This window comes from Chryseobacterium sp. WG23 (genome assembly GCF_024586575.1).
GTDB lineage: Bacteria > Bacteroidota > Bacteroidia > Flavobacteriales > Weeksellaceae > Chryseobacterium.
In genome coordinates this window covers 288,981-314,002 of sequence record NZ_JALCZE010000003.1, presented here as the reverse complement: position 1 = coordinate 314,002, position 25,022 = coordinate 288,981, and the positions used below count along the sequence as shown (strand labels likewise).

The 25,022-nt window shown below is 37.7% G+C and carries 19 protein-coding genes and 1 riboswitch; of the genes, 4 read left to right on the top strand and 15 right to left on the bottom strand.

Annotated features, from left to right (window positions below; genetic code table 11):
- Positions 1–41: 41 nt before the first annotated feature.
- The 5 genes from MP477_RS06650 to MP477_RS06630 all read right to left on the bottom strand — a co-directional run bounded on the left by MP477_RS06650 (position 42) and on the right by MP477_RS06630 (position 5,821).
- The gene (locus tag MP477_RS06650) at positions 42–971 is read right to left on the bottom strand and encodes a 2-hydroxyacid dehydrogenase (RefSeq protein ID WP_257189698.1); all 930 of its coding nucleotides are present in this window, start codon (positions 969–971) and stop codon (positions 42–44) included.
- 174 nt (positions 972–1,145) lie between these two features.
- Complete coding sequence (locus MP477_RS06645; RefSeq protein ID WP_047492349.1) at positions 1,146–1,688, bottom strand: acyl-CoA thioesterase; 543 nt, start codon at positions 1,686–1,688, stop codon at positions 1,146–1,148.
- Positions 1,676–2,428 carry a hypothetical protein gene (locus MP477_RS06640; RefSeq protein ID WP_257189697.1) on the bottom strand — a complete coding sequence of 251 codons (753 nt, stop codon included), beginning with the start codon at positions 2,426–2,428 and terminating at the stop codon, positions 1,676–1,678. The genes MP477_RS06645 and MP477_RS06640 overlap by 13 nt, the downstream gene beginning before the upstream one ends.
- A 225-nt stretch (positions 2,429–2,653) precedes the next feature.
- Complete coding sequence (locus MP477_RS06635; protein ID WP_257189696.1) at positions 2,654–4,771, bottom strand: TonB-dependent receptor; 2,118 nt, start codon at positions 4,769–4,771, stop codon at positions 2,654–2,656.
- Between the two features lie 279 nt (positions 4,772–5,050).
- On the bottom strand, positions 5,051–5,821 hold the full coding sequence (locus MP477_RS06630) for a WG repeat-containing protein (RefSeq protein ID WP_230032555.1): 771 nt from the start codon (positions 5,819–5,821) through the stop codon (positions 5,051–5,053).
- Between the two features lie 300 nt (positions 5,822–6,121).
- Here MP477_RS06630 and MP477_RS06625 point away from each other — a divergent pair, with 300 nt between their 5' ends.
- The gene (locus MP477_RS06625; protein ID WP_257189695.1) at positions 6,122–8,902 is read left to right on the top strand and encodes a bifunctional aconitate hydratase 2/2-methylisocitrate dehydratase; all 2,781 of its coding nucleotides are present in this window, start codon (positions 6,122–6,124) and stop codon (positions 8,900–8,902) included.
- Positions 8,903–9,205: 303 nt separating this feature from the next.
- Positions 9,206–11,473: an aconitate hydratase gene (locus tag MP477_RS06620; RefSeq protein ID WP_257189694.1), complete on the top strand. Its 2,268-nt coding sequence runs from the start codon at positions 9,206–9,208 to the stop codon at positions 11,471–11,473.
- Between the two features lie 50 nt (positions 11,474–11,523).
- On the opposite strand, the gene MP477_RS06615 is transcribed toward MP477_RS06620, so the two are convergent.
- A complete protein-coding gene (locus tag MP477_RS06615; RefSeq protein WP_257189693.1) occupies positions 11,524–12,201 on the bottom strand; it encodes a LytTR family DNA-binding domain-containing protein in 678 nt (225 codons plus the stop codon).
- The gene (locus MP477_RS06610) at positions 12,188–13,216 is read right to left on the bottom strand and encodes a sensor histidine kinase (RefSeq protein ID WP_257189692.1); all 1,029 of its coding nucleotides are present in this window, start codon (positions 13,214–13,216) and stop codon (positions 12,188–12,190) included. The genes MP477_RS06615 and MP477_RS06610 overlap by 14 nt, the downstream gene beginning before the upstream one ends.
- A gap of 177 nt (positions 13,217–13,393) precedes the next feature.
- On the opposite strand from MP477_RS06610, the gene MP477_RS06605 reads away from it, so the two are divergent.
- Together MP477_RS06605 and MP477_RS06600 are read left to right on the top strand one after the other, a co-directional pair.
- The gene (locus MP477_RS06605; protein WP_257189691.1) at positions 13,394–15,517 is read left to right on the top strand and encodes an outer membrane beta-barrel family protein; all 2,124 of its coding nucleotides are present in this window, start codon (positions 13,394–13,396) and stop codon (positions 15,515–15,517) included.
- Positions 15,518–15,651: 134 nt separating this feature from the next.
- Positions 15,652–17,868, top strand: a complete 2,217-nt coding sequence (locus tag MP477_RS06600; protein ID WP_257189690.1) for an outer membrane beta-barrel family protein — start codon at positions 15,652–15,654, stop codon at positions 17,866–17,868.
- A 195-nt stretch (positions 17,869–18,063) separates the two neighbouring features.
- Here MP477_RS06600 and MP477_RS06595 read toward each other — a convergent pair whose 3' ends face one another.
- From MP477_RS06595 to MP477_RS06560, 8 genes are all read right to left on the bottom strand, one after another.
- On the bottom strand, positions 18,064–18,774 hold the full coding sequence (locus tag MP477_RS06595; protein ID WP_257189689.1) for a HesA/MoeB/ThiF family protein: 711 nt from the start codon (positions 18,772–18,774) through the stop codon (positions 18,064–18,066).
- 25 nt (positions 18,775–18,799) lie between these two features.
- A complete protein-coding gene (thiH, locus tag MP477_RS06590) occupies positions 18,800–19,918 on the bottom strand; it encodes a 2-iminoacetate synthase ThiH (protein WP_257189688.1) in 1,119 nt (372 codons plus the stop codon).
- Between the two features lie 9 nt (positions 19,919–19,927).
- Entirely contained in the window at positions 19,928–20,704 is a 777-nt protein-coding gene (locus MP477_RS06585; protein ID WP_257189687.1) for a thiazole synthase, read from the bottom strand.
- 71 nt (positions 20,705–20,775) lie between these two features.
- A complete protein-coding gene (locus MP477_RS06580; protein WP_257189686.1) occupies positions 20,776–21,402 on the bottom strand; it encodes a thiamine phosphate synthase in 627 nt (208 codons plus the stop codon).
- 45 nt (positions 21,403–21,447) lie between these two features.
- Complete coding sequence (locus MP477_RS06575; protein WP_257189685.1) at positions 21,448–22,035, bottom strand: thiamine phosphate synthase; 588 nt, start codon at positions 22,033–22,035, stop codon at positions 21,448–21,450.
- Positions 22,032–23,843: a phosphomethylpyrimidine synthase ThiC gene (thiC, locus tag MP477_RS06570; protein ID WP_257189684.1), complete on the bottom strand. Its 1,812-nt coding sequence runs from the start codon at positions 23,841–23,843 to the stop codon at positions 22,032–22,034. The genes MP477_RS06575 and thiC overlap by 4 nt, the downstream gene beginning before the upstream one ends.
- Positions 23,844–23,867: 24 nt before the next feature.
- Positions 23,868–24,074: a sulfur carrier protein ThiS gene (thiS, locus tag MP477_RS06565; RefSeq protein WP_230032596.1), complete on the bottom strand. Its 207-nt coding sequence runs from the start codon at positions 24,072–24,074 to the stop codon at positions 23,868–23,870.
- A gap of 57 nt (positions 24,075–24,131) precedes the next feature.
- Positions 24,132–24,229: riboswitch (TPP riboswitch) on the bottom strand.
- A gap of 114 nt (positions 24,230–24,343) precedes the next feature.
- Positions 24,344–25,021: an RluA family pseudouridine synthase gene (locus MP477_RS06560; RefSeq protein WP_306552717.1), complete on the bottom strand. Its 678-nt coding sequence runs from the start codon at positions 25,019–25,021 to the stop codon at positions 24,344–24,346.
- Position 25,022 lies beyond the last annotated feature (1 nt).

Genomic DNA, 25,022 nt, shown 5'->3' with positions numbered 1-25,022 from the left:
AAAGAATCAGCAATAGGAAAATTTACTGATTCTTTATTGTGTTAGCCAAAAGAGGCTATTATTTTATCTACAATGAATTGTGCCAGTTTTTCTTTACTCTGATGAGTCCAGCCGGCAATATGAGGTGTTACAATAGCCTTTTCTGATTCTAGAAGAAATTTTAAATCTTCATTTTCCGTTTCTATATTTTCAAAAGAAGATTTTTCATATTCCAGAACATCCAGGCAGGTTCCTTTTACTTTTCCTGATTTTAAAGCCTCTACTAAACTTTTAGTCTTTACATTCTTTCCTCTTGCTGTATTCACAAAATAAAAGTCATTCTCCATCTCAGCAATAAAGCTTTCATCAATCAGGTAATGAGTTTCTGAAGTAAGAGGAATATGAAGGCTTACAATATCTGCAGACTGCTTCAGTTCTTCTATACTAACCTGTGTGGCAAATTCATCGGAAAGTCCCGGAAGGATATCATGAAAAATCACTTTACATCCAAAGCCTGAGAATCTTTTGGCGGTAGCTTTTCCCATATTTCCGTATCCTATAAGGCCTACTGTTTTTCCCAACAGTTCATCACCTCTGTTTTCTTCGCGTTTCCAGATACCGTTTTTTACTTCCTGAGAAGCAATAAACAACCTGTTCATTATCACCAGCAGCATTCCTACTACATGTTCTGCAACAGAATCTCTGTTGCCTTCAGGAGAGTTGATCAGCTGAATTCCCAATTCTTCAGCAACAGGAATATCGATATTCTCCATTCCCGCTCCTACTCTTGCTATAAACTTCAGGTTCCTGCCTTTTTCAAGGAAATTTTTATCCAGTGGAATTCTGCTTCTGATGATAATACCATCATAATGTTCGATTTTATGGCAAACCTCATCATAAGAAGAAGTAAAATCTTCTTCCAAAATAAAGCTCCTGGCCAGAAGCTGTTCGGTAATAAGAGGGTGATTTTTATCTAAAAGAAGTATTCTCATTTTAATATAAAATTTAGGAATTCAGAAAATAACAATCCTTATTTCTGAATGATTAGCTATTTTATTTTAACGCAAATTCCGCTAAGATTTAGAAAAAACAAATGCTCTTAAGCTCGCAAAGGCGTTAGCACTCAGCAAAGTTTAAAAGCATCTATTCCTATAAAATATTTATTTTTATTTTTTATCCTTCTTTGGCTCTTGTGGCTCCTGAAATAATTTTTTAAGCTCTACAGACTCCAGCGGTTTCATTCTTCCGGAAAGAATTAAAGAAAGTTCTTTTCTACGGAATGCCGCAGCAAATCTTTCTTTTTCCTCTTCTGTTTCCGGAACCATTTCCGGGATAGGAATAGGACGGTTAAATTCATCTACTGCAACGAAAGTATAAATACCCGCATTGGTGTGAATTTTCTTCTGATTGATCGGATCATCCAGCCATACATCCACATAAACTTCCATAGAAGTGGAAAATGCTCTGGAAACTTTAGATTCCAGGACTACCACTCCACCTTCCGGAATGGGATGATTAAAGGAAACGTGATTTACAGAAGCTGTTACCACTCTTCTTTCACAGTGTCTTGCTGCAGAAATAGACGCGCAACGGTCCATTTTTGCTAAAAGCTCACCACCAAAAAGGTTTCTTAAAGAATTTGTTTCGTTCGGAAGAACAATGTTAGTCATAATGGTCAGAGATTCTGACGCTTTTTTTATTTTTGCCATCTAGTCTTAGTGTTGTTTCGGGCAGCCGGAGCAGGTTTTGTTCCTTTTACGGCAGGTTTTACTAATGAATCTTTTTTCAGGGAATCTGAAACAGCCATTTCCGGGATATGGGCTACCACTTTTACTGTATCTTTCACAATTCTATGGGTAGAAGTCTGTACAGAAACATTATTAAAGGATTTCTTTCCAAAAATAAACTCCTGTTTAGCATAGGCCAGGTAAAGGATTCCCGCCACCGGAATAATCAGCAGGAAAATCCAGAGGATTGTTTTCTTGAATTTATAGTCCTTTTCCCTGCTTTCTGAAGCTTGTACTTTCTCTCCATTATTGATATCTGAAAACCTGATTTCTTCTAATCCATAAAAATCGGGATGTCCTGATTCTATTCTTTTTCCCTTGAAATGGGTATGCCCTTCTTCAATGAAAATGTTTCCAAGATTTTGAATTTCAAGAATCTGTTCTGCCTGAAGTTTTTTCTTCCAAAAATCAGTCTGGATCTTAAGATCGCTTCTGGAAGCCTCCAAAGACATCTGTTTTTGTCCGGCTATAAAAGCAATCAGCTCTTCAGACTGTACTTCATAATCTATGGTAAAATCAATCTGACTGGCTGGCGGAAGTATACTCCCATTTTCAGAATTAATAATGGCCTTAGAATTTTTCAGGGAAAACACGCCAAAGCCTGGAACTGTAGCAGTTCCAAATTGTTTCAAGTATTCTAAAATATATGCTGAAATATTCATTTGGCAGCAAATTTATAACTTTTTCATGACTTTTTAAGACATTTAATCCTATATAAAAAAAGACCGCCGGAACAGTCTTTTGTCTATTATCTATTAAAATAGGGATAACGTTACCTATAATACCTTTTAACTACAAAAGCTATTGTATAAAATTCAAAATCAGATTAGGCTGTAAACATAACTCACTATACAATTCTATAATTCTTTATCACAACTCATTACACATTATTGAATTTTCCAGCTGATTCCAAACATAAAGTTTGTTCCTGCCTGCGAAAAATAATAAGGCGCTCCCTCATATACGGAACCATTGTTAACATATTTTTTATTGAACAGATTATTGACCAATAACTTCAATGCAATATCATTGTTAGCAATTTTAAATTGATACTGTGCATTAAAATCTGTCAGGAAATAATCTTTAAGCTCGAAATTTTTATCTCCTGTATTATCAAGATACTGTTTTCCAACATACTGATTCATCAGGGCAAACTGGAAATTTTGAGTTGGATTAAATTTTAACCCTAGATTGGCAACTACATCCGGAGAGAATGAAATCTGAGTATTTCCCAGGTTTACAGGCACCTCTCCATTCTTGACATTGAAATCCTGATTTCTGTTCTGGCTTAAGCTTACATTTCCTGAAACTTCCCATTGTTTTGATAATTTTGCCAATGCTCCGATTTCCATCCCTCTTCTGTAGCTCTTTCCTGAGTTGGTTCTGATAAATGCCCCCACATTACTAAGCTCTCCATTCAACACTAACTGATTGACATAGTACATATAATAAATGTTTGCTGTAAGGGATAAAAACCCAAATTGCTTTTCCAGACCGGCTTCAAAGTCATGAAGCTTTTCAGGTTTAATATCATGGTTAGACATTATATCTTCCCTGTTTGGCTCACGATGGGCATGGGCATATGATAAAAATACCTTGCCTCCGCTGATTCTGTAATTTACCCCAGCTTTTGGATTAAAAAACAGCCAGTTTTTATCAAGATCTGCACCTTCTTTGTCCCCAGCCATTAAAATCTTGGTATTGTAACTGATATTTCTAAGCTGTAAATCACCGAAAAATTCAAAATCATCCATTGTAAACAAAGCCTTTGCAAATCCTGAGACTTCATTCTTTACAGAACGGTTTCTGTAATATTCGCTTTCATCAATCTGCGGATAAAATACGCCGGTAACATTTCCAAAATGTCTTCCGTAATACTGGTTGGCCACTGCTCCAAAATTTAAATCAAGATTTTCAAACTTCCCGTAAAGCGTTGAAACCACTCCGTAAAAGTCATTATTCAGCCATTTTTTCCTGATAAAATCTGAATATTTAATGGTTTGCCCGTTTTCAATAATATCAGGCAGATTATATCTTGAAAAAGTATTTTCCTGTTTATAATTTTCATAGTACCCTTTCCCTTTGGTATAATGAAAAGTTGTTTCCAGATTCCAGCGATCATTTAGCTTTTGTTCCCAAAGCAACTGATAATGGTTCTGTCTGTAATTATCTGTCTCATTATCATAGAATCCTACAACATTCTCCCAGCCGGCATCATAGATAGCCCCTGAACCATTAAATTTGGGATTTGTTTCCCACATTTGCCGGCTAATCCCGCCCCAGGCCTGATAGGTTTTTTCTTTTCCACCAAAAGCCATTAAACGTATTTTTGTTTTCCCTTCTTCAAATAAGGCCGTAAAATTGTAAGAATGTAAGTCTGATGAAGCCCGGTCTATATATCCATCAGAATGAATACGGGTGTATCTTCCCATCACGGAAAGACGATTTTTCCAGAACTTTCCGGAACCTATTTCAGCTGAATATTTATAGGTATTAAAAGAACCGTAGCTATCATCTGTTTTAAAATAAAACTTTTCTTCCGGCTCCTTTGAGATCACATTGATACTTGCCCCAAAAGCAGAAACTCCATTATTGGAAGTTCCCACACCTCTTTGAATGACAATCTGTGAAGCAGAACTTGTAAGATCCGGAACATTTACGAAAAATGTACCCTGGCTTTCAGAATCATTGTAAGGAACCCCGTTCATCATTACATTAATTGCTGATCCTGATACCCCACGAATTCTAAAACCGGTATACCCCACGCCATTACCAGCATCTGAAGTAGCAATAACCGAGGTTTGATTTTTTAAAAGAATAGGAAGGTCCTGACCGAGGTTTTTTCCGTCTAAGTCTTTCTGAACATTAATAATCTCCTTCGCAACCGGAAGTCTCTTGGTGAAATTTACCCCTTCAATCTCTCTTATCTTCAGAGAGTCCTTATGTTGAGCCTGCATAAAGGCTGCTGAGCCTACGGTAAGCCCTAAAAAAAATAATCCTTTCATTCTATAAATCTTTAACATTTAATGAATAAAAGGGGATCGATAAGATATTATACATTTCGACTTATAACAGTCGGTGTGTCCCTAAACAGCATTACCTGTTCCAGGTTCATTGGGTATAATCTCAGCCTGTTAAAGCACCCCTTTATTTCAGCTGCAAAATTACAAAAAATATACGAGATGTGAGAATCAGGTACGGGATGTGGGTAGGTGACTTAAGATAGAAAGTTTTTTGTTTTAGAAAATATGGTAGATTATCAGATTACGACTCATAGCTCATCACTAGTAGGTTTTATTATTTGCGTCAATATAATAATATTCTTTGCCGTCCTTGGTTACTTCAAACATTTTGCCCAGTTTCCAGCTGAAATTTCTTTTTATATTGGAATATTCGAAAGGAACAATCACTTTATTATTCACATCTATTACCCCAAATTTATCATTCTGGGAAGCCACGATCATGGGATCTGCCACATCATCACCTTCCATGATGTACAGGTATTGATATTGAGGGTAAATTTGATAATCTCTATAGTCCGCGGCATTGACGAATTTTGATTTTTCGATGATTCCGTAAAATCCATTCAGAACGTAAGCCTGAAATAACTGCTGTTTGTAGTCTCCAAACTTACATTTTCCAAGATCTGAGTCTTTGAACTGATATACTTTTTTTCCTTTGGCATCAATTCGGTAAGAAATCATATCTTTCTCTACTGTTGCATAGTTTTTCGTCCCAAATTTTCTGATTTTTTCATTCGGAGAATTTAAAAGATTACAATCTTCATAAAAAAACACAGCAATATGATATTCCGGCTGGATAATAAATTTCCCGTTTTGGTTGACATATCCAAATTTATCTTCTTTCTTTTTAGGAATAAGAAGAGGAAGATCCTTATTAATAACTACCAGATCAGGATTAGGCTTTGTCACTGTACTTCCTTTCTTCACCGTGGTTTTTGCAACATTTTTAACAGCCAATTTCTTCACAGATTTGGTCTGTGAGAAAATGGAAATCGAAATAAAAATGCACAAAACATTCAGGATATTTTTCATACTCGTCATTTGTCTGCAAAATTACGGCCAAATATAGAATTTATCAAATTCATATTTATAAAGAATCTAAATAAATTCATTCCCATAAAATAGTAAAATTTCGTAATTTTGGGAACATTTTGAATTGTTTGATAATTTTAAAACTTTAAAAAAATTGTAGATTACACTTGCTTTTCTCCGGACTATATCGCATATCCAAAATGCGGAAACTCAAAATGTTATTATACAGACCGGTAAAAAGGAGTGACAGTATTAACAGCTGTTTCATTTATCTACCTTTAAAAGAGAAAGACTTCTATTATGAATATTTATAAGGATTACATCAAAGAGATTGAAGAAAGAAAAAACCAGGGGCTTCATCCAAAGCCAATTGATGGTGCTGAATTACTAAGCGAAATCATTGCACAAATTAAAGATTCAGGTAATGCAGATCGAACAGATTCTCTTAAATTTTTCATTTACAACACTTTGCCGGGAACAACAAGCGCAGCGGGTGTTAAAGCTAAATTTTTAAAGGAGATCATTCTGGGTGAATCCGTAGTAGAAGAAATATCACCTGCTTATGCCTTTGAATTGTTATCTCACATGAAAGGAGGTCCTTCTATTGAAGTATTGTTAGATCTCGCTTTAGGTAATGATGCAGCTATTGCAAAAGAAGCAGCAAAAGTTCTTAAGACGCAAGTCTACCTTTATGAAGCAGATACTAACCGTCTAAAGGAAGCATTTACTAGTGGTAACGAAATCGCAAAAGAAATCCTGGAAAGCTATGCACAGGCTGAGTTCTTTACTAAACTTCCGGAAATAGCTGAAGAAATTAAAGTGGTGACCTTCATCGCTGGTGAAGGAGACATTTCAACGGATTTACTATCTCCGGGAAATCAGGCTCACTCAAGATCAGACCGTGAACTTCATGGTAAGTGTATGATCACGCCTCAGGCTCAGGAAGAGATCAAGGCTTTACAGGCTAAACATCCTGACGCAAGCGTTATGCTTATTGCTGAAAAAGGGACAATGGGTGTAGGCTCATCAAGAATGTCAGGAGTAAACAATGTTGCTCTTTGGACAGGTAAACAAGCAAGTCCATATGTGCCATTTGTAAATATTGCTCCCATTGTAGGGGGAACAAACGGTATTTCTCCAATTTTCCTTACCACTGTTGATGTTACAGGTGGTATCGGTATCGACCTTAAGAACTGGGTAAAAAAGCTGGATGCAGATGGAAATCCGGTTCGTAATGAAAATGGAGAACCTATTCTGGAACAGGCTTATTCTGTTGCCACAGGTACAATTCTTACTATTAATATAAAAGAGAAAAAATTATATAACGGAGATCAGGAGCTTATTGACATTTCTAAGGCATTGACCCCTCAGAAAATGGAATTCATTAAGGCTGGTGGATCTTACGCTATCGTATTTGGTAAAAAATTACAGACATTTGCAGCTCAGCTTCTGGGAGTTGAAGCTCCGGCTGTTTTTGCACCATCAAAAGAAATTTCTCATGAAGGGCAAGGTCTTACAGCTGTAGAAAAGATCTTTAACAGAAATGCTGTGGGAATAACACCTGGAAAAGTGTTACACGCAGGTTCAGACGTTCGTGTAGAAGTTAATATCGTTGGGTCTCAGGATACAACAGGTCTTATGACTTCTCAGGAGCTTGAATCTATGGCTGCCACAGTAATTTCTCCAATTGTTGACGGTGCCTACCAATCAGGCTGTCATACCGCTTCAGTATGGGATAAAAAAGCGCAGGCAAATATCCCGAAATTAATGAAATTCATGAACGAATTCGGTTTGATCACAGCTCGTGACCCTAAAGGGGAATACCATGCTATGACCGACGTAATTCACAAAGTTCTTAATGATATTACCGTAGACGAATGGGCCATCATTATTGGTGGAGACTCCCACACAAGAATGTCTAAAGGGGTGGCTTTTGGAGCTGATTCAGGAACAGTAGCCCTTGCACTGGCTACCGGAGAAGCATCTATGCCAATTCCAGAGTCTGTGAAAGTAACTTTCAAAGGAAATATGAAAGAACACATGGATTTCCGTGATGTTGTTCATGCAACACAGGCTCAAATGCTAAAACAATTCGGAGGTGAAAATGTATTCCAGGGTAGAATCATTGAGGTTCATATCGGAACACTTCCTGCTGACCAGGCATTTACATTTACAGACTGGACTGCAGAGATGAAGGCAAAAGCTTCGATCAACATTTCTGAAGACAATACTTTAATTGAATCATTGGAAATTGCAAAAGGCAGAATCCAGATCATGATTGATAAAGGTATGGATAATCACAATCAGGTTCTTCAGGGATTAATTAATAAAGCTGATAAAAGAATTGCAGAGATCAGATCTGGTGAAAAACCAGCTTTAACCCCTGATGCTAATGCTAAATATTATGCTGAAGTGGTGGTTGATCTTGATATCATCGTTGAACCAATGATTGCTGACCCGGATGTGAACAATGATGATGTTTCTAAAAGATATACTCACGATACCATCAGGGACCTTTCTTATTATGGAGGAGAGAAAAAAGTAGATCTTGGTTTCGTAGGATCATGTATGGTTCACAAGGGAGATTTGAAAATTGTTTCTCAAATGCTTAGAAATATTGAAAAGCAACAAGGTAAAGTAGAATTTAATGCTCCTCTTGTAGTGGCAGCACCCACCTATAACATCATTGATGAATTAAAAGCAGAAGGAGACTGGGAACTGTTAGAAAAATATTCAGCCTTTGAATTTGATGATAAGGCTCCTAAAGGCGAGGCCCGTACAGAATATAAAAATGTAATGTACCTTGAGCGTCCCGGATGTAACCTTTGTATGGGTAACCAGGAAAAGGCGGCTAAAGGAGATACCGTGTTGGCAACGTCAACCCGTCTTTTCCAGGGAAGAGTGGTTGAAGATTCTGAACGTAAAAAAGGAGAATCTTTATTAGCTTCTACACCGGTAGTTGTTCTTTCAGCTATATTCGGACGTATTCCTAATATCGATGAATATAAAACTGCAGTTGAAGGTATTGACCTTACTAAGTTTGCTCCACCTATTAAGGAATTGGTTCAGGTGGGTCATTAACAGGCTTGACAACAGTTTTAAAAAGTATAGAATTGAGAGATTTTAGTCCTGCCAGGATTAAAATCTCTCATTTTTTTGTTTAGAATACTTCTATTTTAAGAGTAATACAATTTTTTTTCAAGAAAACCGATAAAATAAATTCTATTTTTTCTTAAATTGAAAGTTATAAAATCTCTTGATTTAGCATCAGAAATGTCCTCATTTATAAATTATAGGAACATTTTTTGATGTATTTGCAAGCAGTTTTCTCTCAAAATCAGAGGAAGAAGCATTAACGGAAAAGAACAAAAACTAAATTTAGATATGACTTTTGATATTGATATGATCAAAAAAGTGTACGAGCGTTACCCTGAAAGAATTGCAGCAGCAAGACAGATCGTGGGAAAACCTCTTACCCTTTCAGAAAAAATCCTTTACACCCACCTTTGGGAAGGAAATGCTACACAGGCACATGAAAGAGGAAACTCTTATGTAGACTTTGCACCAGATAGAGTAGCCATGCAGGATGCAACTGCACAGATGGCACTTTTGCAATTCATGCAGGCAGGAAAAGCGAAAGTAGCTGTCCCGTCAACTGCTCATGCAGATCACCTGATCCAGGCGAAAGTAGGTGCTGATAAAGATTTGCAGGAAGGTATCAACAAAAACTCCGAGGTATTCAACTTTCTAAGTTCTGTATGTGATAAATACGGAATAGGTTTCTGGAAGCCCGGCGCAGGTATTATTCACCAGGTAGTATTAGAAAACTATGCATTCCCTGGAGGGATGATGATCGGTACAGACTCTCATACAGTAAATGCAGGAGGTCTGGGAATGGTTGCTATCGGTGTAGGTGGTGCTGATGCAGTAGATGTAATGGCGGGAATGGCATGGGAACTTAAAATGCCCAAGCTTATCGGCGTAAAACTGACCGGTAAAATGTCCGGCTGGACTTCTGCAAAAGATGTAATCCTGAAAGTAGCGGGAATCCTTACTGTAAAAGGAGGAACAGGATGTATTGTAGAGTACTTCGGTGAAGGTGCAGAATCTCTTTCTGCAACAGGTAAAGGTACTATCTGTAACATGGGTGCTGAAATCGGGGCTACGACTTCCACTTTCGGGTATGATGATTCCATGAGAAGATATTTAGCTGCAACAGGAAGACAGGATGTTGTAGATGCAGCTGACAAAATTGCTGAACATTTAACAGGTGATGCTGAAGTATATGCAAACCCTGAACACTATTTTGATCAATTAATCGAAATCAACCTTTCTGAATTAACACCCCATTTAAACGGACCTTTTACTCCGGACCTGGCAACTCCTGTTGCTGAATTCAGAGCGAAAGCTGAAGCAAACGGATGGCCAATAGAAGTGGAATGGGCTCTTATCGGTTCTTGTACCAACTCTTCTTACGAAGATTTATCAAGGGCAGCCTCTATCGTTGAAGATGCAGTAGCAAAAGGTGTAAAACCTAAAGCTATTTTAGGGATCAATCCAGGTTCTGAGCAGGTGAAATTTACCGCTGAAAGAGACGGTTTCTTAGATTCTTTCAGAAAATTTGAAAACGCAAGAATTTTCACGAACGCTTGTGGACCATGTATCGGACAATGGGACAGAGAAGGAGCTGATAAAGGTGAGAAAAATTCTATCATCCATTCTTTCAACAGAAACTTTGCAAAGAGAGCTGACGGTAACCCAAATACTCACGCTTTTGTAGCTTCTCCGGAAATGGTAGCTGCCGTGGCAATATCCGGTAGATTAGACTTCAACCCAATTTCTGACACATTAACCAATGAAGCTGGTGAGCAGGTAAAACTTGATGAACCTAAAGGTTCTGAGCTTCCTGCAAGAGGATTTGCAGTAGACGACAATGGCTATCAGGCTCCATCAGCAGATGGATCTGGTATTGTGGTAAATGTAAGTCCTACTTCAGACAGACTTCAGCTATTGGAAGAATTCCCTGCCTGGGACGGTAAAAATATTGAAGGGGCCAAGGTATTGATCAAAGCTTTCGGAAAATGTACTACCGACCATATTTCTATGGCTGGGCCATGGTTGAAATACAGAGGTCATCTTGACAATATTTCAAATAACATGTTGATTGGAGCTGTAAATGCCTACAACATGGAAACGAACCACGTTAAAAACGAACTTACAGGTGAATATGGTGAAGTTCCTGCTGTACAAAGAGCTTATAAAGCGGCAGGTATTCCAACTATTGTTGTAGGGGATCAAAACTATGGTGAAGGCTCTTCAAGAGAACATGCTGCCATGGAGCCCAGACACCTTGGTGTAAAAGCCGTACTGGTAAAATCATTTGCAAGAATTCATGAGACCAACCTTAAAAAACAAGGTATGCTTGGATTAACTTTCGCTAATGAGGCTGATTATGACAAAATCTTAGAAGATGATACAGTTAATTTCTTAGATCTTGATCAGTTTGCTCCAGGGAAACAATTGACATTAGAATTCGTTCATGCTAACGGAACTAAAGACATTATCATGGCCAACCATACTTATAACGACCAACAAATCGAGTGGTTTAAGGCTGGTTCTGCACTGAACCTGATTAAACAACAGGAAAATTAAGATTACTTGTTAGATTACTATAAAAGACGGCTTCTGTTGAAGCCGTCTTTTTATTTCAGCTTTTCCAGAAGGTTTACTCTGTAATTATCTCCAATTGGAATTTCCTGTTGAGAAAGCATCACCTTTTTTACTCCTATGCTTTTTATTTTATCCAGATTTATGATAAAGGATTTGTGAATGCGTATAAATTGATCAGGAAGCTGATTTTCCATCGACTTGAGGGTATCCAGCACAATATACTCCTCATCAGCCGTCCTGATATTTACATAGTCTTTAATGCTTTCAATATAAAGAATATCATTAAAGAGCAAACGATGCTGCTGTCCGGAAGATTTGACAAAGAAATGGGAATCTTTTTTCTCATTAACGGAGAAACGCTCTCTGGCTTTTAGAGCACTTTTTTGAAACCGGTCAAAAGAAACAGGTTTCAGCAAATAATCAATGATGTTATGTTCGTATCCTTCCAGTGCATATTCTGAATAAGCAGTAGTTAAGATATACTTTTGCCTGGCTCCCACAATTTTCATGAAATTAATCCCTGTAAGCTCCGGCATCTGAATATCTAAAAATATAAGGTCCGAATCATTATCTTTACTATATTCCAAAGCCAGTATAGGATTCTCTGTAGAAAATACCAGTTCCAAAAAAGGGGTCTTCCGGATATAATTTTCAAGGAGAGATATAGCCAGAGGCTCATCATCTACAACGACGCATTTAATTGTATTCATCTCGTAAATCAATCTTTAAATCTACCATAAATTCTGTTTCTGAATCTTTTATATTCAGTTCATATCTTTGAGGATAAAGAATTTCCAGTCTTTTTTTCACATTCTCAATACCTATTCCGGAGGCTGTATCTTTCATCCTTTGATTTTTAAAATTGTGAAGAGAAAAGTGCAGGGTCCTGTTTTTATCGGAAACTTTCAGAACAAAACCTTTATCCCTGAAATCACCATGTTTAAAAGCATTTTCGGCAAATGGAACCAAGAGCATAGGAGAAATATTGAGTTTCGGATGGGTGATATTTTTTTCAAAAACCAGCATTTCAGCGTTTTTAATTCTCAGTTTTTCGAGCCCGATCAAGCTCTCAATATATCCAATTTCTTTATCCAGGCTGATCACATCTTTTTCAAGATCTTTCGTACTGTATCTGAGCAGCTCACTCAGCTTTTCAATTGCGGGTAATGATTTATCCGAATTCTGATAAACAAGGGAGTAAATATTATTTAAAGAATTAAAAATAAAGTGGGGATTGATCTGTGTTTTCAATGCCTGAAGTTCTGCCTGTTTCTTCTCTATTAGGAGTCGTTTTTTATCATTTTCAGCCACCCCGTATTTCTCTAATATCCATAAAATCCCTGCTATGAAAGTGGTGAGAGAGCTGCTATAAATATTATCAAAAAAATAGTATGTAAGTCCTGTCCCTTCACCATAGTTTCGGAATCCTACGATCTCCTGCAAAATTATTTCTTCAAGAATATAACGCAGTCCTGCAAAGCAAAGAAGAGTCAATACAAAAACTATAACAGCTGAGTAAAGCTTATCCAGCTTGAAGAACTTTGGGAAAATAAATATATATGAAATATAGAAACTAAGAATCTTTACCATAAAAAAAGTAATCCTGAGGATACTTACTTCATAACTGCTTCTCTCCGGAAAAAAGAAATTAGGAGTAATAACCGTTCCAAAAAAATCAAAACTCCAATAGATAATCTGAAGCCAGATAATTTGCTGTTTTTTCATACTCAAATATAAAGCTCCGCCAAGGAATTTATCTACAGTTTTCGATGAAAGGCTCTTTTTTTCCGATAAAACTATTTTCACACCCATGAAACAAGCCTTCGTCTAATTCCTGTTTTTACAAGAATACCCACCTTATACCTTTGTCCCAGAGCTGTAATAAAACCTCTATTACATACAATGAAAAGAAATATTTTCTATATCTCAGTGTTATTTTATTCTTTTGCGGTAGGGCAGACTAAAGACTCGGCACTGGTAAAAAAGATCGAAACAGTTACGGTGAACGCTAAAAAAAATTTGGTAGAACGTAAAGTAGATCGTCTTGTCTATAATGTTCAGAACTCTATGCTATCCCAGGGAAGCTCAGGAACAGAAGTATTAGCAGGAACTCCTTTTCTTAAAGTGGATGAAGATAAAGGTCTTCTTTCTATTGCCGGCAAAAATGGAGTCTCTGTTATGGTTAATGACCGAATGCTTACCCTTTCTGGCACTGAGCTCATCAATTATTTAAGAAACCTACGTTCTGAGAACATCCTGAAAATTGAAGTCATCACTACTCCACCTTCAAAGTATGAAGCCCAGGGAAACAGCGGGATTATTAATATTGTTTTAAAAAAAAATCAACTTATTGGTTGGAACGGTTATCTTACCACGTATTATAAACAAAAAACCTATGCCGGATTTGGGAGTATGGCAGGAATTAATTATCAGAATGAAAAATTAAAAGCAGCAATAAAACTACAGGGATTTGATGAAGAAAAACGTTCTGTAGAAAATTATCAGGTCATAGGAAAAAGTTCTTCGGTTAGCAGAGATGACAGGAGAGATATGAATGATGGGCTTGGGTTTAATGTGACACTGGATTACTCATTATCCGAAAAATCCAATATAGGAATGGTTTATGATATGATGAAAGGACACTCCAATATGGATATTCATTCGGGGCAAAACTACGTTACCGGTGAAACTCTAAACTTCCAGACCCAAACTGATTCTAAACACCGCTCTGATTATACTTCCCAAATGCTGAACCTTTATTTTGATCAAAAGCTAGGAGGTCATAAGCTGAGTTTTGGAGCTAATTATTATGGAAACCTTCCGGATACTCAGGTCAATTTTAAAACCATAAATAGGACAGATCATTCAGAACAAATGGTCAGAAATCTATCTTCAGTGGACTATAAAATCTATTCTGGACAGGCTGATTTGACTTTAAATCTTAAAAATATTCAAGTTGAAGCCGGTACCAAGTACAGCCAGTTTTCGAACAATTCAGCTATTGAGTATTATAATATGATCAGTGGAAATTATACCATTGACCCGAAAAAAAGCAATCTTTTTAATTATAATGAAAAAAATTATGCTGGTTACTTCAGTGCCAGTAAAGATTTTGGTGAAAAATGGTCTGCAAAAATAGGCCTGCGTTATGAATATACCGATACAAAAGGATTTTCACCCACCACAGAGTCTCAGTCTGACAATAGGTATGGAAAACTATTTCCTACTGCCTATATTTCTTATAAGGCTGATGCTAACCATCAATTCAGTCTTACCTATTCCAGAAGGATTAACCGCCCTTATTTCCGGGCTTTAGATCCTTTCCGCTGGTATTCCAATCCAACTACTTATTATACCGGAAATCCGAGCCTGCAGCCTTCATTCAACCATAATATTGAATTCAATTATATCTTTAAAAATAAATTCTCAGCTAATCTCTACTACCAGCGAACCCTGAATAATTTTGACCAGATCACATTTCTAGATGGAATCCAGCTAACCAGTACCTATCAAAATTATTACAATCAAAACAATTATGGGATCAATCTTAACTATACAGATACTTTTTTCAAAATCTGGGAAAGCAATCTTTCTGCATCCTTCAGCTGTAATGAAACCCAGATTACCCAATTCAATGCCGTCCCTAAAAGTGGGCAAGCCTTCTACTATTCTACCAACAATACTTTCAGGCTCAATAAGGCCAAAACATTTTTTCTGTTTTTAAATTACTGGCATAATCTTCCATCAAGGGATGGGTATATGTCCGTCAGAAACAGGGCCAGTGCTGATGCCGGAATAAAAATGAGCTTTGCAGAAAAAGCTTTGCAAATTAACCTTTCGGTAAGTGATATCTTTAAACAATCCGGATATAAAGCAACTATGTATTTCGCTGATAATACACAGTCTTTCAATAATTATTGGGACGCCAGAAGACTGACCTTAAGCATCACCTATAATTTCGGAAACCAGAAGCTGAAAAACGATGAAAGAAAAATTAATTTTGAAGAAAAAAACCGGGCGCAATAATGAAATATGCCTGATATTAGGGCTTTTGGAAGGATATATGAAAAAAAATATTTGATATAAAAAATTAATTTTCGCCATTTTATCGTAACAAATTCTCCTTTTGAGCGTCTAACGGAATAGTAGTAAAAAACATTATGAAAAAAACTGTATTCGCTTTATCACTTATAAGCTCAGTTATTATTTTTTCGCAGGAAAAAAATAATAACCAGCCTAAAGAAAAACAAATCGACGGTGTAGTGATCACCAAAACTAAAAAAGCCGTTGAACAAAAAGCTGACCGTACTGTTTTTGATTTCTCTGAACAGCCTCAGCTCAACAACGGGAATGTTTTGGAGGGGATTAAAAAGCTTCCGGGGCTTGTAGCCACAGACATCGCAGGAATGATGTACCAGGGAAAAATGCTGGATGTTTATCTTAACGGAAGACCTTTAAATATTACTTCTAATGAATTAAACTCATTTCTTGAGGGCATGCCCGCCAATTCTGTAGAGAAAATTGAAGTGATTACCCAACCTGGCGCAGAATTTCCGGCAACCTCCGGAGGAGCCATCATGAATATTGTTACGAATAAAAATGCCAATAAATATTTAACGGCTACTTATTCCGGGAATTATACGTTCACAAACTATAATAAGTACAGAAACAGAGTAACCAACTCTCTTAACCTCAACGCCAGAAATAAACTCTTCGGATGGCAGCTTAATATTGGGCAAAACTATCGTGAAAGTATGCTCAATACTCAACAAGACAACCTTCTGTCTGGAAATACAGACCGATATGCCCGCGGGTATTTTGCAAAATCAGGAGTAACCTTTGAGCTTGGCCAGGACAGATTATTGCTTAACTACGACATTTACCACAATAATAATGATAACTTTACTCTAAGTAATGGTCTTGCTGATCTCCTTGTCAGTCAGGATCCTGATGTTTATAAAGAAGCCCGGTTCGAGGCTTTTGATGCAGCACGTACCAACAGCCTGAGGCAGGAAGCTGTAGTAACCTATCAAAAGCGTTTCGCAGATAAGTCTCAAAAACTGGATTTTCAGTTTGGCTATACAAAGTCTGATACCAGGTTTTCTCAGGATAATTTCTTTCGGGAAGGTTTTTATACAGAAAATGGTACAACTTTTACCCATGCAGGAGGTAATGATATTCTCAATAACAAATCGGATATGAGAATAGCCAACTTCAAGGTTGATTACTCACAACCCATTAAACTTCTTGATGGCGGAAAGCTAAGCGCAGGAGGGTTGTATGAAAGACAGGATTATGATACTAAAAGTTTTGGATTGACCAATTTAGAGTATCAAAGACAAACGGCATCTACCTATATGGAATTTCAGGCAAAACTTAAGAAGTTTGACTTTACATTAGGTGCGCGTGCTGAAAACTATGATATTTCCGGAGTAACAAGATACATTAACAAAGATAAAAAGCTGGTTCAGGATGATTTAATTCCTTTTAATAAGTTTAAGCTTTTCCCGAATGCCAGCATTCAGTACAGCATGATGAATCAGGTGTATGTTGCGGCAAATTATAACAGGAAAATCAGTTTACCGAGTATTTCTGCTCTTAACCCAAACAACACTACGTTTGCAGGTCCCAATACTCAAATAACCGGTAATCCGAATCTTCAGCCTACCATTTTTGATAATTATGAGCTTAAGGTTTCTGCATTTGATTATGCATTTATCGGATACAGCGTAAGCTCAGCAAGCAACCAGGTAGCACAGATCATCAGAAAAGACGGTAAAAATCTGTACAATGAGCAGATCAATATTTCTACTATGAAAATCCACAATTTCAACGTGGGTCTCCCTATTCCGTTTATGATATTCAGCAAACCGATGAGTGAAATTATGAAGTTTAATTTTAATCCTGATAAAATCAACTTCATGTATCTGTATGCAGGATATCAGAAACATGACATTGATAACCTCAACAATAAAGGGTTCTGGATTTTTAATGTGATGACTCAAATTATCCTTCCTAAGGAAATCAATATGAATGTTAATTACAGCTATTTAACACCAAAAGGAGGATATTTCTATTTTACAGCAGATAAGCCGTTTAATAACTCCCTTAATATCACGCTGACTAAAAAGTTTTTGGACAAGCGCCTTACAGTTTCCATATTTGCTAATGATATTTTCAACAGCCAGGTGATGCAGGCTTATTCCAGCCCACCTGAAGGAGAAAGGGTTATGATACGGTCTAAATATGATTCAAGAAACTTCGGTTTTTCAATTAATTATAAAATTCCTACCAGAAACAAACTGGCAAAAGAAGATCCCAATATCTTAAACCAGACTAAAAAAGAAGATACCGGCGTCATGCAGCAAGGACAATAAATAAATTTGTTAAAAAATTAAGAGACCGTGAAATAATCACAGTCTCTTTTTTATCTCTCGTCCGCTTTTTACGTGATACAACAGGTATCTTCACGATTGGTGAGAACATAAGTTTCGGCTAAAGCCAATGGAAATGATATGTTATTGATAAATGGGCTAAAGCCCTCTCCTATTGAATTAAAACAATCTGGACACTTAAAAATCCAGTGTTTGAAACCTCCAATCCAATGTGTCAATGAGTGTTAGCTGGTTCAGATTCACGGGAAGCCCTGTGATAATTTTCAGAACCTGAAGAGCCATCATACTTCCGACTATTCCCGGTAAAGCGCCTAATACTCCAAGGCTGTCACAATCCGCCATATCTTCATCAAAAGGAGGCTCCGGAAACAGATCGCGCAGGTTTTTGCTTCCTTTATGATTGAATACAGCCAGCTGTCCTGAGAAGCCAAGAATGCTCCCATAAACCAATGTTTTTCCCAGCTTTGCACAGGTATCATTCACCAGATATCTTGTTGAGAAATTATCGGAACCATCTACTACTACATCATATTGGGACAGCACATGTTCTGCATTTGAAGCATTAATTTTCTCGTTGAGCCCCATAAACGCTACCTGATAATTGATGTTTTTCACATATATTTCTGCACTTTTTACTTTAGGCATTCCTATATTATTTTCATTATGGATTACCTGCCGGTTTAGGTTGTGAAGCTCCAAATGATCAAAATCCATTACCGCTAATGTACCTACTCCAGCGGCAGCCAAATACTGGATAACAGGACTTCCCAAGCCTCCTGCTCCTATAACAAGGACTTTTGAAGCCATTATTTTCTTTTGTCCTTCCAATCCTATTTCCTCAATAAAGATCTGGCGGCTGTATCTCGCAAATATATCTTCGTTTTTCATCGTTAATCATTAACATATTTACTATTTAAAAACCGCTATATATGGAATCCCAGTCTTTCATAACCGGGTCGTAGCCTGATTTTCTAATCATATTCCTGATCTCCTCCATACTTCGTTCATCACTGGTTTCAAACTGTTCCAAAGATCCTTTATCTACAGAATATCCTCCGGGATTGGTTTTTGATCCGGCACTCATCGCGGTAGCCCCCAGAGATACAATATTATTTCTGAAAACTTCATTTTCCCTGGTTGAGATTGAAATTTCAAGGTCTTCATTCCATATTCTGTAGGCGCAGATCAGTTGAAGCAGATCCTTATCTTCCATGATAAAATTAGGTTCAATAATTCCCTCTGCGGGTCTCAGTCTTGGAAATGAAACTGAAAATTTACTTTTCCAGTACTGCTTCTGAAGATAATCTATGTGCAGTGCATTGAAAAAACTGTCTACCCGCCAATCTTCCAGCCCCAGCAGAACGCCCAGTCCTATTTTATGAATACCGGCCCTTCCTATCCTATCCGGGGTATCCAGGCGAAAATCAAAATTGGATTTCTTTCCTTTCGGATGGTATTCTTTATATACTTCCTGATGATAAGTCTCCTGATATACCAATACTGAATGGACCCCTTCTTCATGCAAGAGTTTATATTCTTCTTCCATTAAAGGCTGTACTTCAATAGAAATATTGGAAAAATGCGGCTTTAATAAGCGGACCGCATTCTGAAAATAAGGAACTCCCACTATTTTATGAGCTTCCCCGCTTACCAGCAATACATGATTCACTTCCATAGACTTCAATACCGAAGCTTCTACCATGAGTTCTGTATCGGATAATGTTTTCCTCTTTAAGTTATTATCCAGGCTGAAGCCACAATAGGTACAGATATTCTGACATTCATTGCTGAGATACAGTGGTGCATATAACTGAATGGTTTTTCCAAACCGTTTCTGGGTTAAGGCCTGCGTCATTCTTGCCATCTGTTCCAATTCTGAAGCCGCAGCCGGAGAAAGCAGATTCAGAAAGTCTTCAAGGGTTTTATTCTTTTTCTGAAGGCTGGTTTGAACATCAGACAGACTCACTTTTTCAAGCTTATTTTTTACCTCATCCCATTGAAATTGCTCAAAAACATCTTTAAAGCTTTTCATATTCTGGTTTTATTCAAATAAAAACGAAGTAAGGGGACTTGAAGCTTCTGCATGGTGGGCAATTGCTCCTAATCCGGATTCAAAGGCTCTTCTTCCGGCAATCACTCCTTCTTTAAATGCAACTGCCATATTAACAGGATTTCTGGCTACAGCAATAGCCGTGTTCACAAGGACAGCATCTGCCCCCATTTCCATTGCTTTTGCTGCATCAGAAGGTGCTCCAATTCCTGCATCTACAACAACAGGCACATTACTTTGGCTGATGATAATTTCTAAAAAATCTAATGTTCTCAGTCCTTTATTGGTTCCGATAGGTGCTCCTAAGGGCATAACCACTGCTGTTCCTACATCTTCAAGACGCTTACATAAAACGGGATCTGCATGGATGTAAGGCATCACTATAAATCCCAGTTTTGCAAGCTCTTCCGTAGCATACAATGTTTCAATAGGATCAGGCAGCAAATATTTGGGGTCTGGATGAATTTCCAGTTTTACCCAATTGGTCTCCAGCGCTTCTCTGGCTAACTGAGCGGCTAATACGGCTTCTTTTGCCGTTCTTGCCCCCGAAGTATTAGGAAGAAGATGAACATGGGTTTCTCTTAATGACTCAAGCAAATCGTCTTCTGCCGATTGCGCGTCAATTCTTTTCAATGCCATGGTCACCATATCTGTTCCTGATGCGACAACAGATGATGTCATATCGCTAAGGCTTCCGAATTTTCCTGTTCCTAAAAACAATCTTGATTCAAAAGTCCTGCCTGCTATTATCAATTTTTGATTACTCATATTCTCTATTTATTTTTCCAAAGAAGTACAGTCTTTATTTTAGACTTTTCTTTACTTGTCTAAAAGTTTCGTTACTGGCAATTGTATATCATTGCCTTTTTTAATGTGTTAATAATAGATGGTTGTTTTGTGATCTCTCCTGAAACGGAAATCCCATAAATCCCGATTTGTTGTAATGGTACAATATCTTCAAGGGTAACACTTCCAATGGCAAATATTTTAGGAATCTCTAAGGATCTTTCTTTCAGGTGATCAATGATCTTCTGATATCCTTCAAAGCCCAGAACAGGGCTCAGTTTTTCTTTGGTAGCTGTAAACCTTAATGGTCCCAACCCAATATAGTTACACGGCTCATGCATCCTTTGAAGAACATCAGCTATTGTATTTGCCGTCCCCCCGATTATTTTATGCTGTCCCAAAACCAGTCTTGCTTCTTCAACAGATCCGTCATTCAATCCCAAATGAACACCATCTGCATCAATCTCCTTTGCTAACTGCACATTATCATTAATAATAGAGACCGCCTCATATTCCGAACATAGCTGTTTTGAAATTTCACAAAGACCGCTCAATTCTCTTTCTGGAGCATTTTTCCATCGCACCTGCACCCATTTTACTCCATGGTCTAAAGCTTTCCTGATATTAAGCTCCTGCTCTGTTTTTGTATTTCCCTGTGATATATATTGTAATTTTTCCATAGGTACTGTAAATGTATCCCGGTAAAGAGGGATTTGTTTTTTTAATTATAAAAAGATCTTTTTCCTGCATTTTATAAAAGCTTCCAATGGTTCCCTACTCTCCCAAACACCACCAAGCAAAGCTGCACCATCTGCTCCGGCATCAAAAGCTCCCAGAATGTTATTCGAATCAATACCTCCTAAAGCAATCAGTTTTACATGCTCATTATTCCGGGAGTTTATATCCTCCATAACGGTTGTATTCTCACCATATCCTTTTTTAGAAATACTTGGAAAGAATGGGCTTATGAAAGCATACTCCCATTCTTTTTCTAACCTGTTATATGCTCTGATATCATGTACTGAGGTTGATATTGTATGCTCTTCCACCACAGGTTTGTATTTCTTTTCTTCCCGATCAGCTTCCCTATAATGAAACCGTGATATATTATATTCTTTTCCAAGCTCATAATGCGTATGCAGAACCAATTGAGGGTAAAAAAATTGGTCAATATTGCTGATAAAAGCAGTCAATTCACTTTTGCTGATCCCGGGTTTTCTGATATGAAGTAAATCCAGACCTTCCTGAAACATCTGATTAATAATCTCAGCTTCATTGGGAAAGTTCTGTTCAGGAGTGATAACAAGGATCATATATAAATTTCCTTTCCTTTTTCAATAAATTCCTGAGACTTGCCCAGCATTCCCTGTTCTGCAGATTCCCTGATTTCCTGAGTGATCTTCATGGAGCAGAATTTTGGTCCGCACATAGAACAGAAATGGGCAATTTTCGCTCCTTCTGCTGGAAGAGTCTCATCATGATAAGCTCTTGCCGTATCCGGATCCAGTGAAAGATTAAACTGATCTTCCCATCTGAATTCAAACCTTGCTTTACTTAATGCATTATCCCTGTATTGTGATCCGGGATGTCCTTTCGCCAGATCTGCAGCATGGGCAGCCAGTTTATAAGTAATAACCCCATCTTTAACATCTTTTTTATTCGGAAGGCCTAAGTGTTCTTTCGGAGTTACATAACAAAGCATGGCACATCCGAACCATCCTATCATTGCTGCTCCAATTCCAGAAGTAATGTGATCATAACCCGGTGCAATATCCGTTGTCAAAGGGCCTAATGTATAAAATGGAGCTTCGTGGCATTCTTCCAGCTGTTTATCCATATTCTCTTTAATCATATGCATTGGAACGTGACCGGGACCTTCAATCATTACCTGTACATTATGTTTCCATGCAATTTTTGTAAGTTCTCCTAAAGTTTCCAGTTCGGCAAATTGTGCAGCATCGTTAGCATCAGCAATAGATCCGGGACGAAGGCCATCCCCAAGAGAAAAAGCCACATCATACTTCTTCATAATCTCACAGATCTCTTCAAAATGAGTATATAAAAAGTTTTCTTTATGATGAAAAAGACACCATTTAGCCATGATAGAACCTCCCCTGGACACAATTCCCGTTACTCTATTGACTGTCAGATGAATATATCGCAACAAAACTCCGGCATGAATGGTAAAGTAAGAAACTCCCTGCTCTGCCTGCTCAATCAGAGTATCTTTAAAAACTTCCCATGTAAGATCTTCAGGAACTCCTTTTACTTTTTCCAATGCCTGATAAATAGGAACCGTACCGATAGGCACCGGGCTGTTTCTGATAATCCATTCTCTCGTTTCATGAATGTTCTTTCCTGTGGAGAGGTCCATAATGGTATCAGCTCCCCATCGGCAGGCCCATACTGCTTTTTCCACCTCTTCATCGATACTTGAAGAAACAGCGCTGTTTCCGATATTGGCATTAATTTTTACTAAAAAGTTCCTTCCAATAATCATCGGTTCACTTTCCGGATGATTGATATTATTGGGAATAATAGCTCTTCCCGCAGCAATTTCATCTCTTACAAACTCCGGAGTGATTTTAGTTTTCGGAGTATTCGCGCCAAAACTGTTTCCAGAATGCTGGAAAGCCATCTCTTTTGAAACCGTTTCCAGCTGCTCAATACGCTGGTTCTCCCGAATGGCTACATATTCCATTTCAGCGGTGATGATTCCCTGTTTTGCGTAGTACAACTGGGTAATTTCTTTACCTTCCCGGGCAACTTTAGGTTTATGATCATAAGAAAAACGCAGCTCATCAAGCCGTGAGTCTGCTAAACGGGCTTTTCCATATTCGGATGAGATTCCATTCAGGATATTTACATCTTCTCTGTCTAAAATCCATTGTTCCCTTATTCTCGGAAGCCCTCTTTGAATATCAATTTCTGCATTGACATCCGTATAGGGACCGGAGGTATCATAAACCGTTACAGGAGCATTGTCTTCAAAGCCTCCTTTGGTAAGCCTGGTAGGACTAAGTGCTATTTCACGCATTGCTACACTGATAGGATGTATTGTTCCTTCAACATAGATTTTCTTTGAGTTCGGAAATGGCGAACACGTAATTGAATGAGCCATAAATATTGGTATTAAATATGAAAATTAACCACCCTGAGTGGCAGTAATAATTAAAACTGAATCTTTATCCTTAAGAAATGTCTCTGCCCAGGCGGACAGTGGAATAATACGGTTGTTTACAGCTACAGCAATCCCTTTTTTCTTTCCGGGTAGTTCCATAGCCAGTAATGCTTCCAGATTGTCGGGAAGTATATCAAATGTTTTTCGGGTGTGGTTGATTATAAGTTCCATTCCTAATAATTTTAATATACTTTAGGAATGGCCATTATTGTACAATAGAATGTACAGCAAAAGTCATCTGCTTTTCCCTACGCTGGTATAATCCAGATCAGGTTCAAAGGGTAAAGTCTCAGTCTGTTGGTCAACAGACACCCCTAAAGTCTGGGACGAAGGTAGGTATTTTTTCAGAATGGGCAAAATTGAATTTTCCTTACACAAAAAAACCACCTCAAAATTGAGATGGCCCTGTTTTATTTTCTAATAAACTTTAGCTTTGTTTTTTACTCCTCACAAGCTCTCCAGATTGCATCATTTTGCGGAACGGGTGCTGTAATTTCAATCTTTTCTTTGGTTACCGGGTGAATGAACTCCAGTTTCCTTGCATGAAGATTAATTCCTCCGTCAGGATTGGAACGGGGAGCCCCGTATTTAAGGTCTCCTTTGATGGGAATTCCAGTTTTAGATAATTGAGCACGGATCTGGTGGTGCCTGCCTGTTTCCAGATCAATTTCAAGAAGTATATAATTATCAAGTGTTTTAATAACATGATAGGTTAAAATAGCTTCTTTCGCTCCTTCTGTTGCCTTTGGAAAAACAATAGCTTTATTGTTTTTTTCGTTCTTCTTTAGGTAATGAACCAACCTCTGACTCTGTGGAATCATTTCTTTTCCTACCACAGCCCAATACGTCTTTTTGACCTCACGGTTTTTCACCATTTGAGTAAGGCGGGAAAGTGCTTTGGACGTTTTAGCATAGATTACCAATCCTGAAGTAGGACGGTCTATACGATGAACCAAGCCGAGAAAAACATTCCCCGGCTTAGCATCTCTTATTTTTATAAAATTCTTTATAGATTCTAATAATGATTCATCGCCGGTTTTGTCTCCTTGTACCAGTTGACCGACTTTTTTATTAACCACCAGAAGATGGTTATCTTCATATGCAATCTGCTCCTTCATA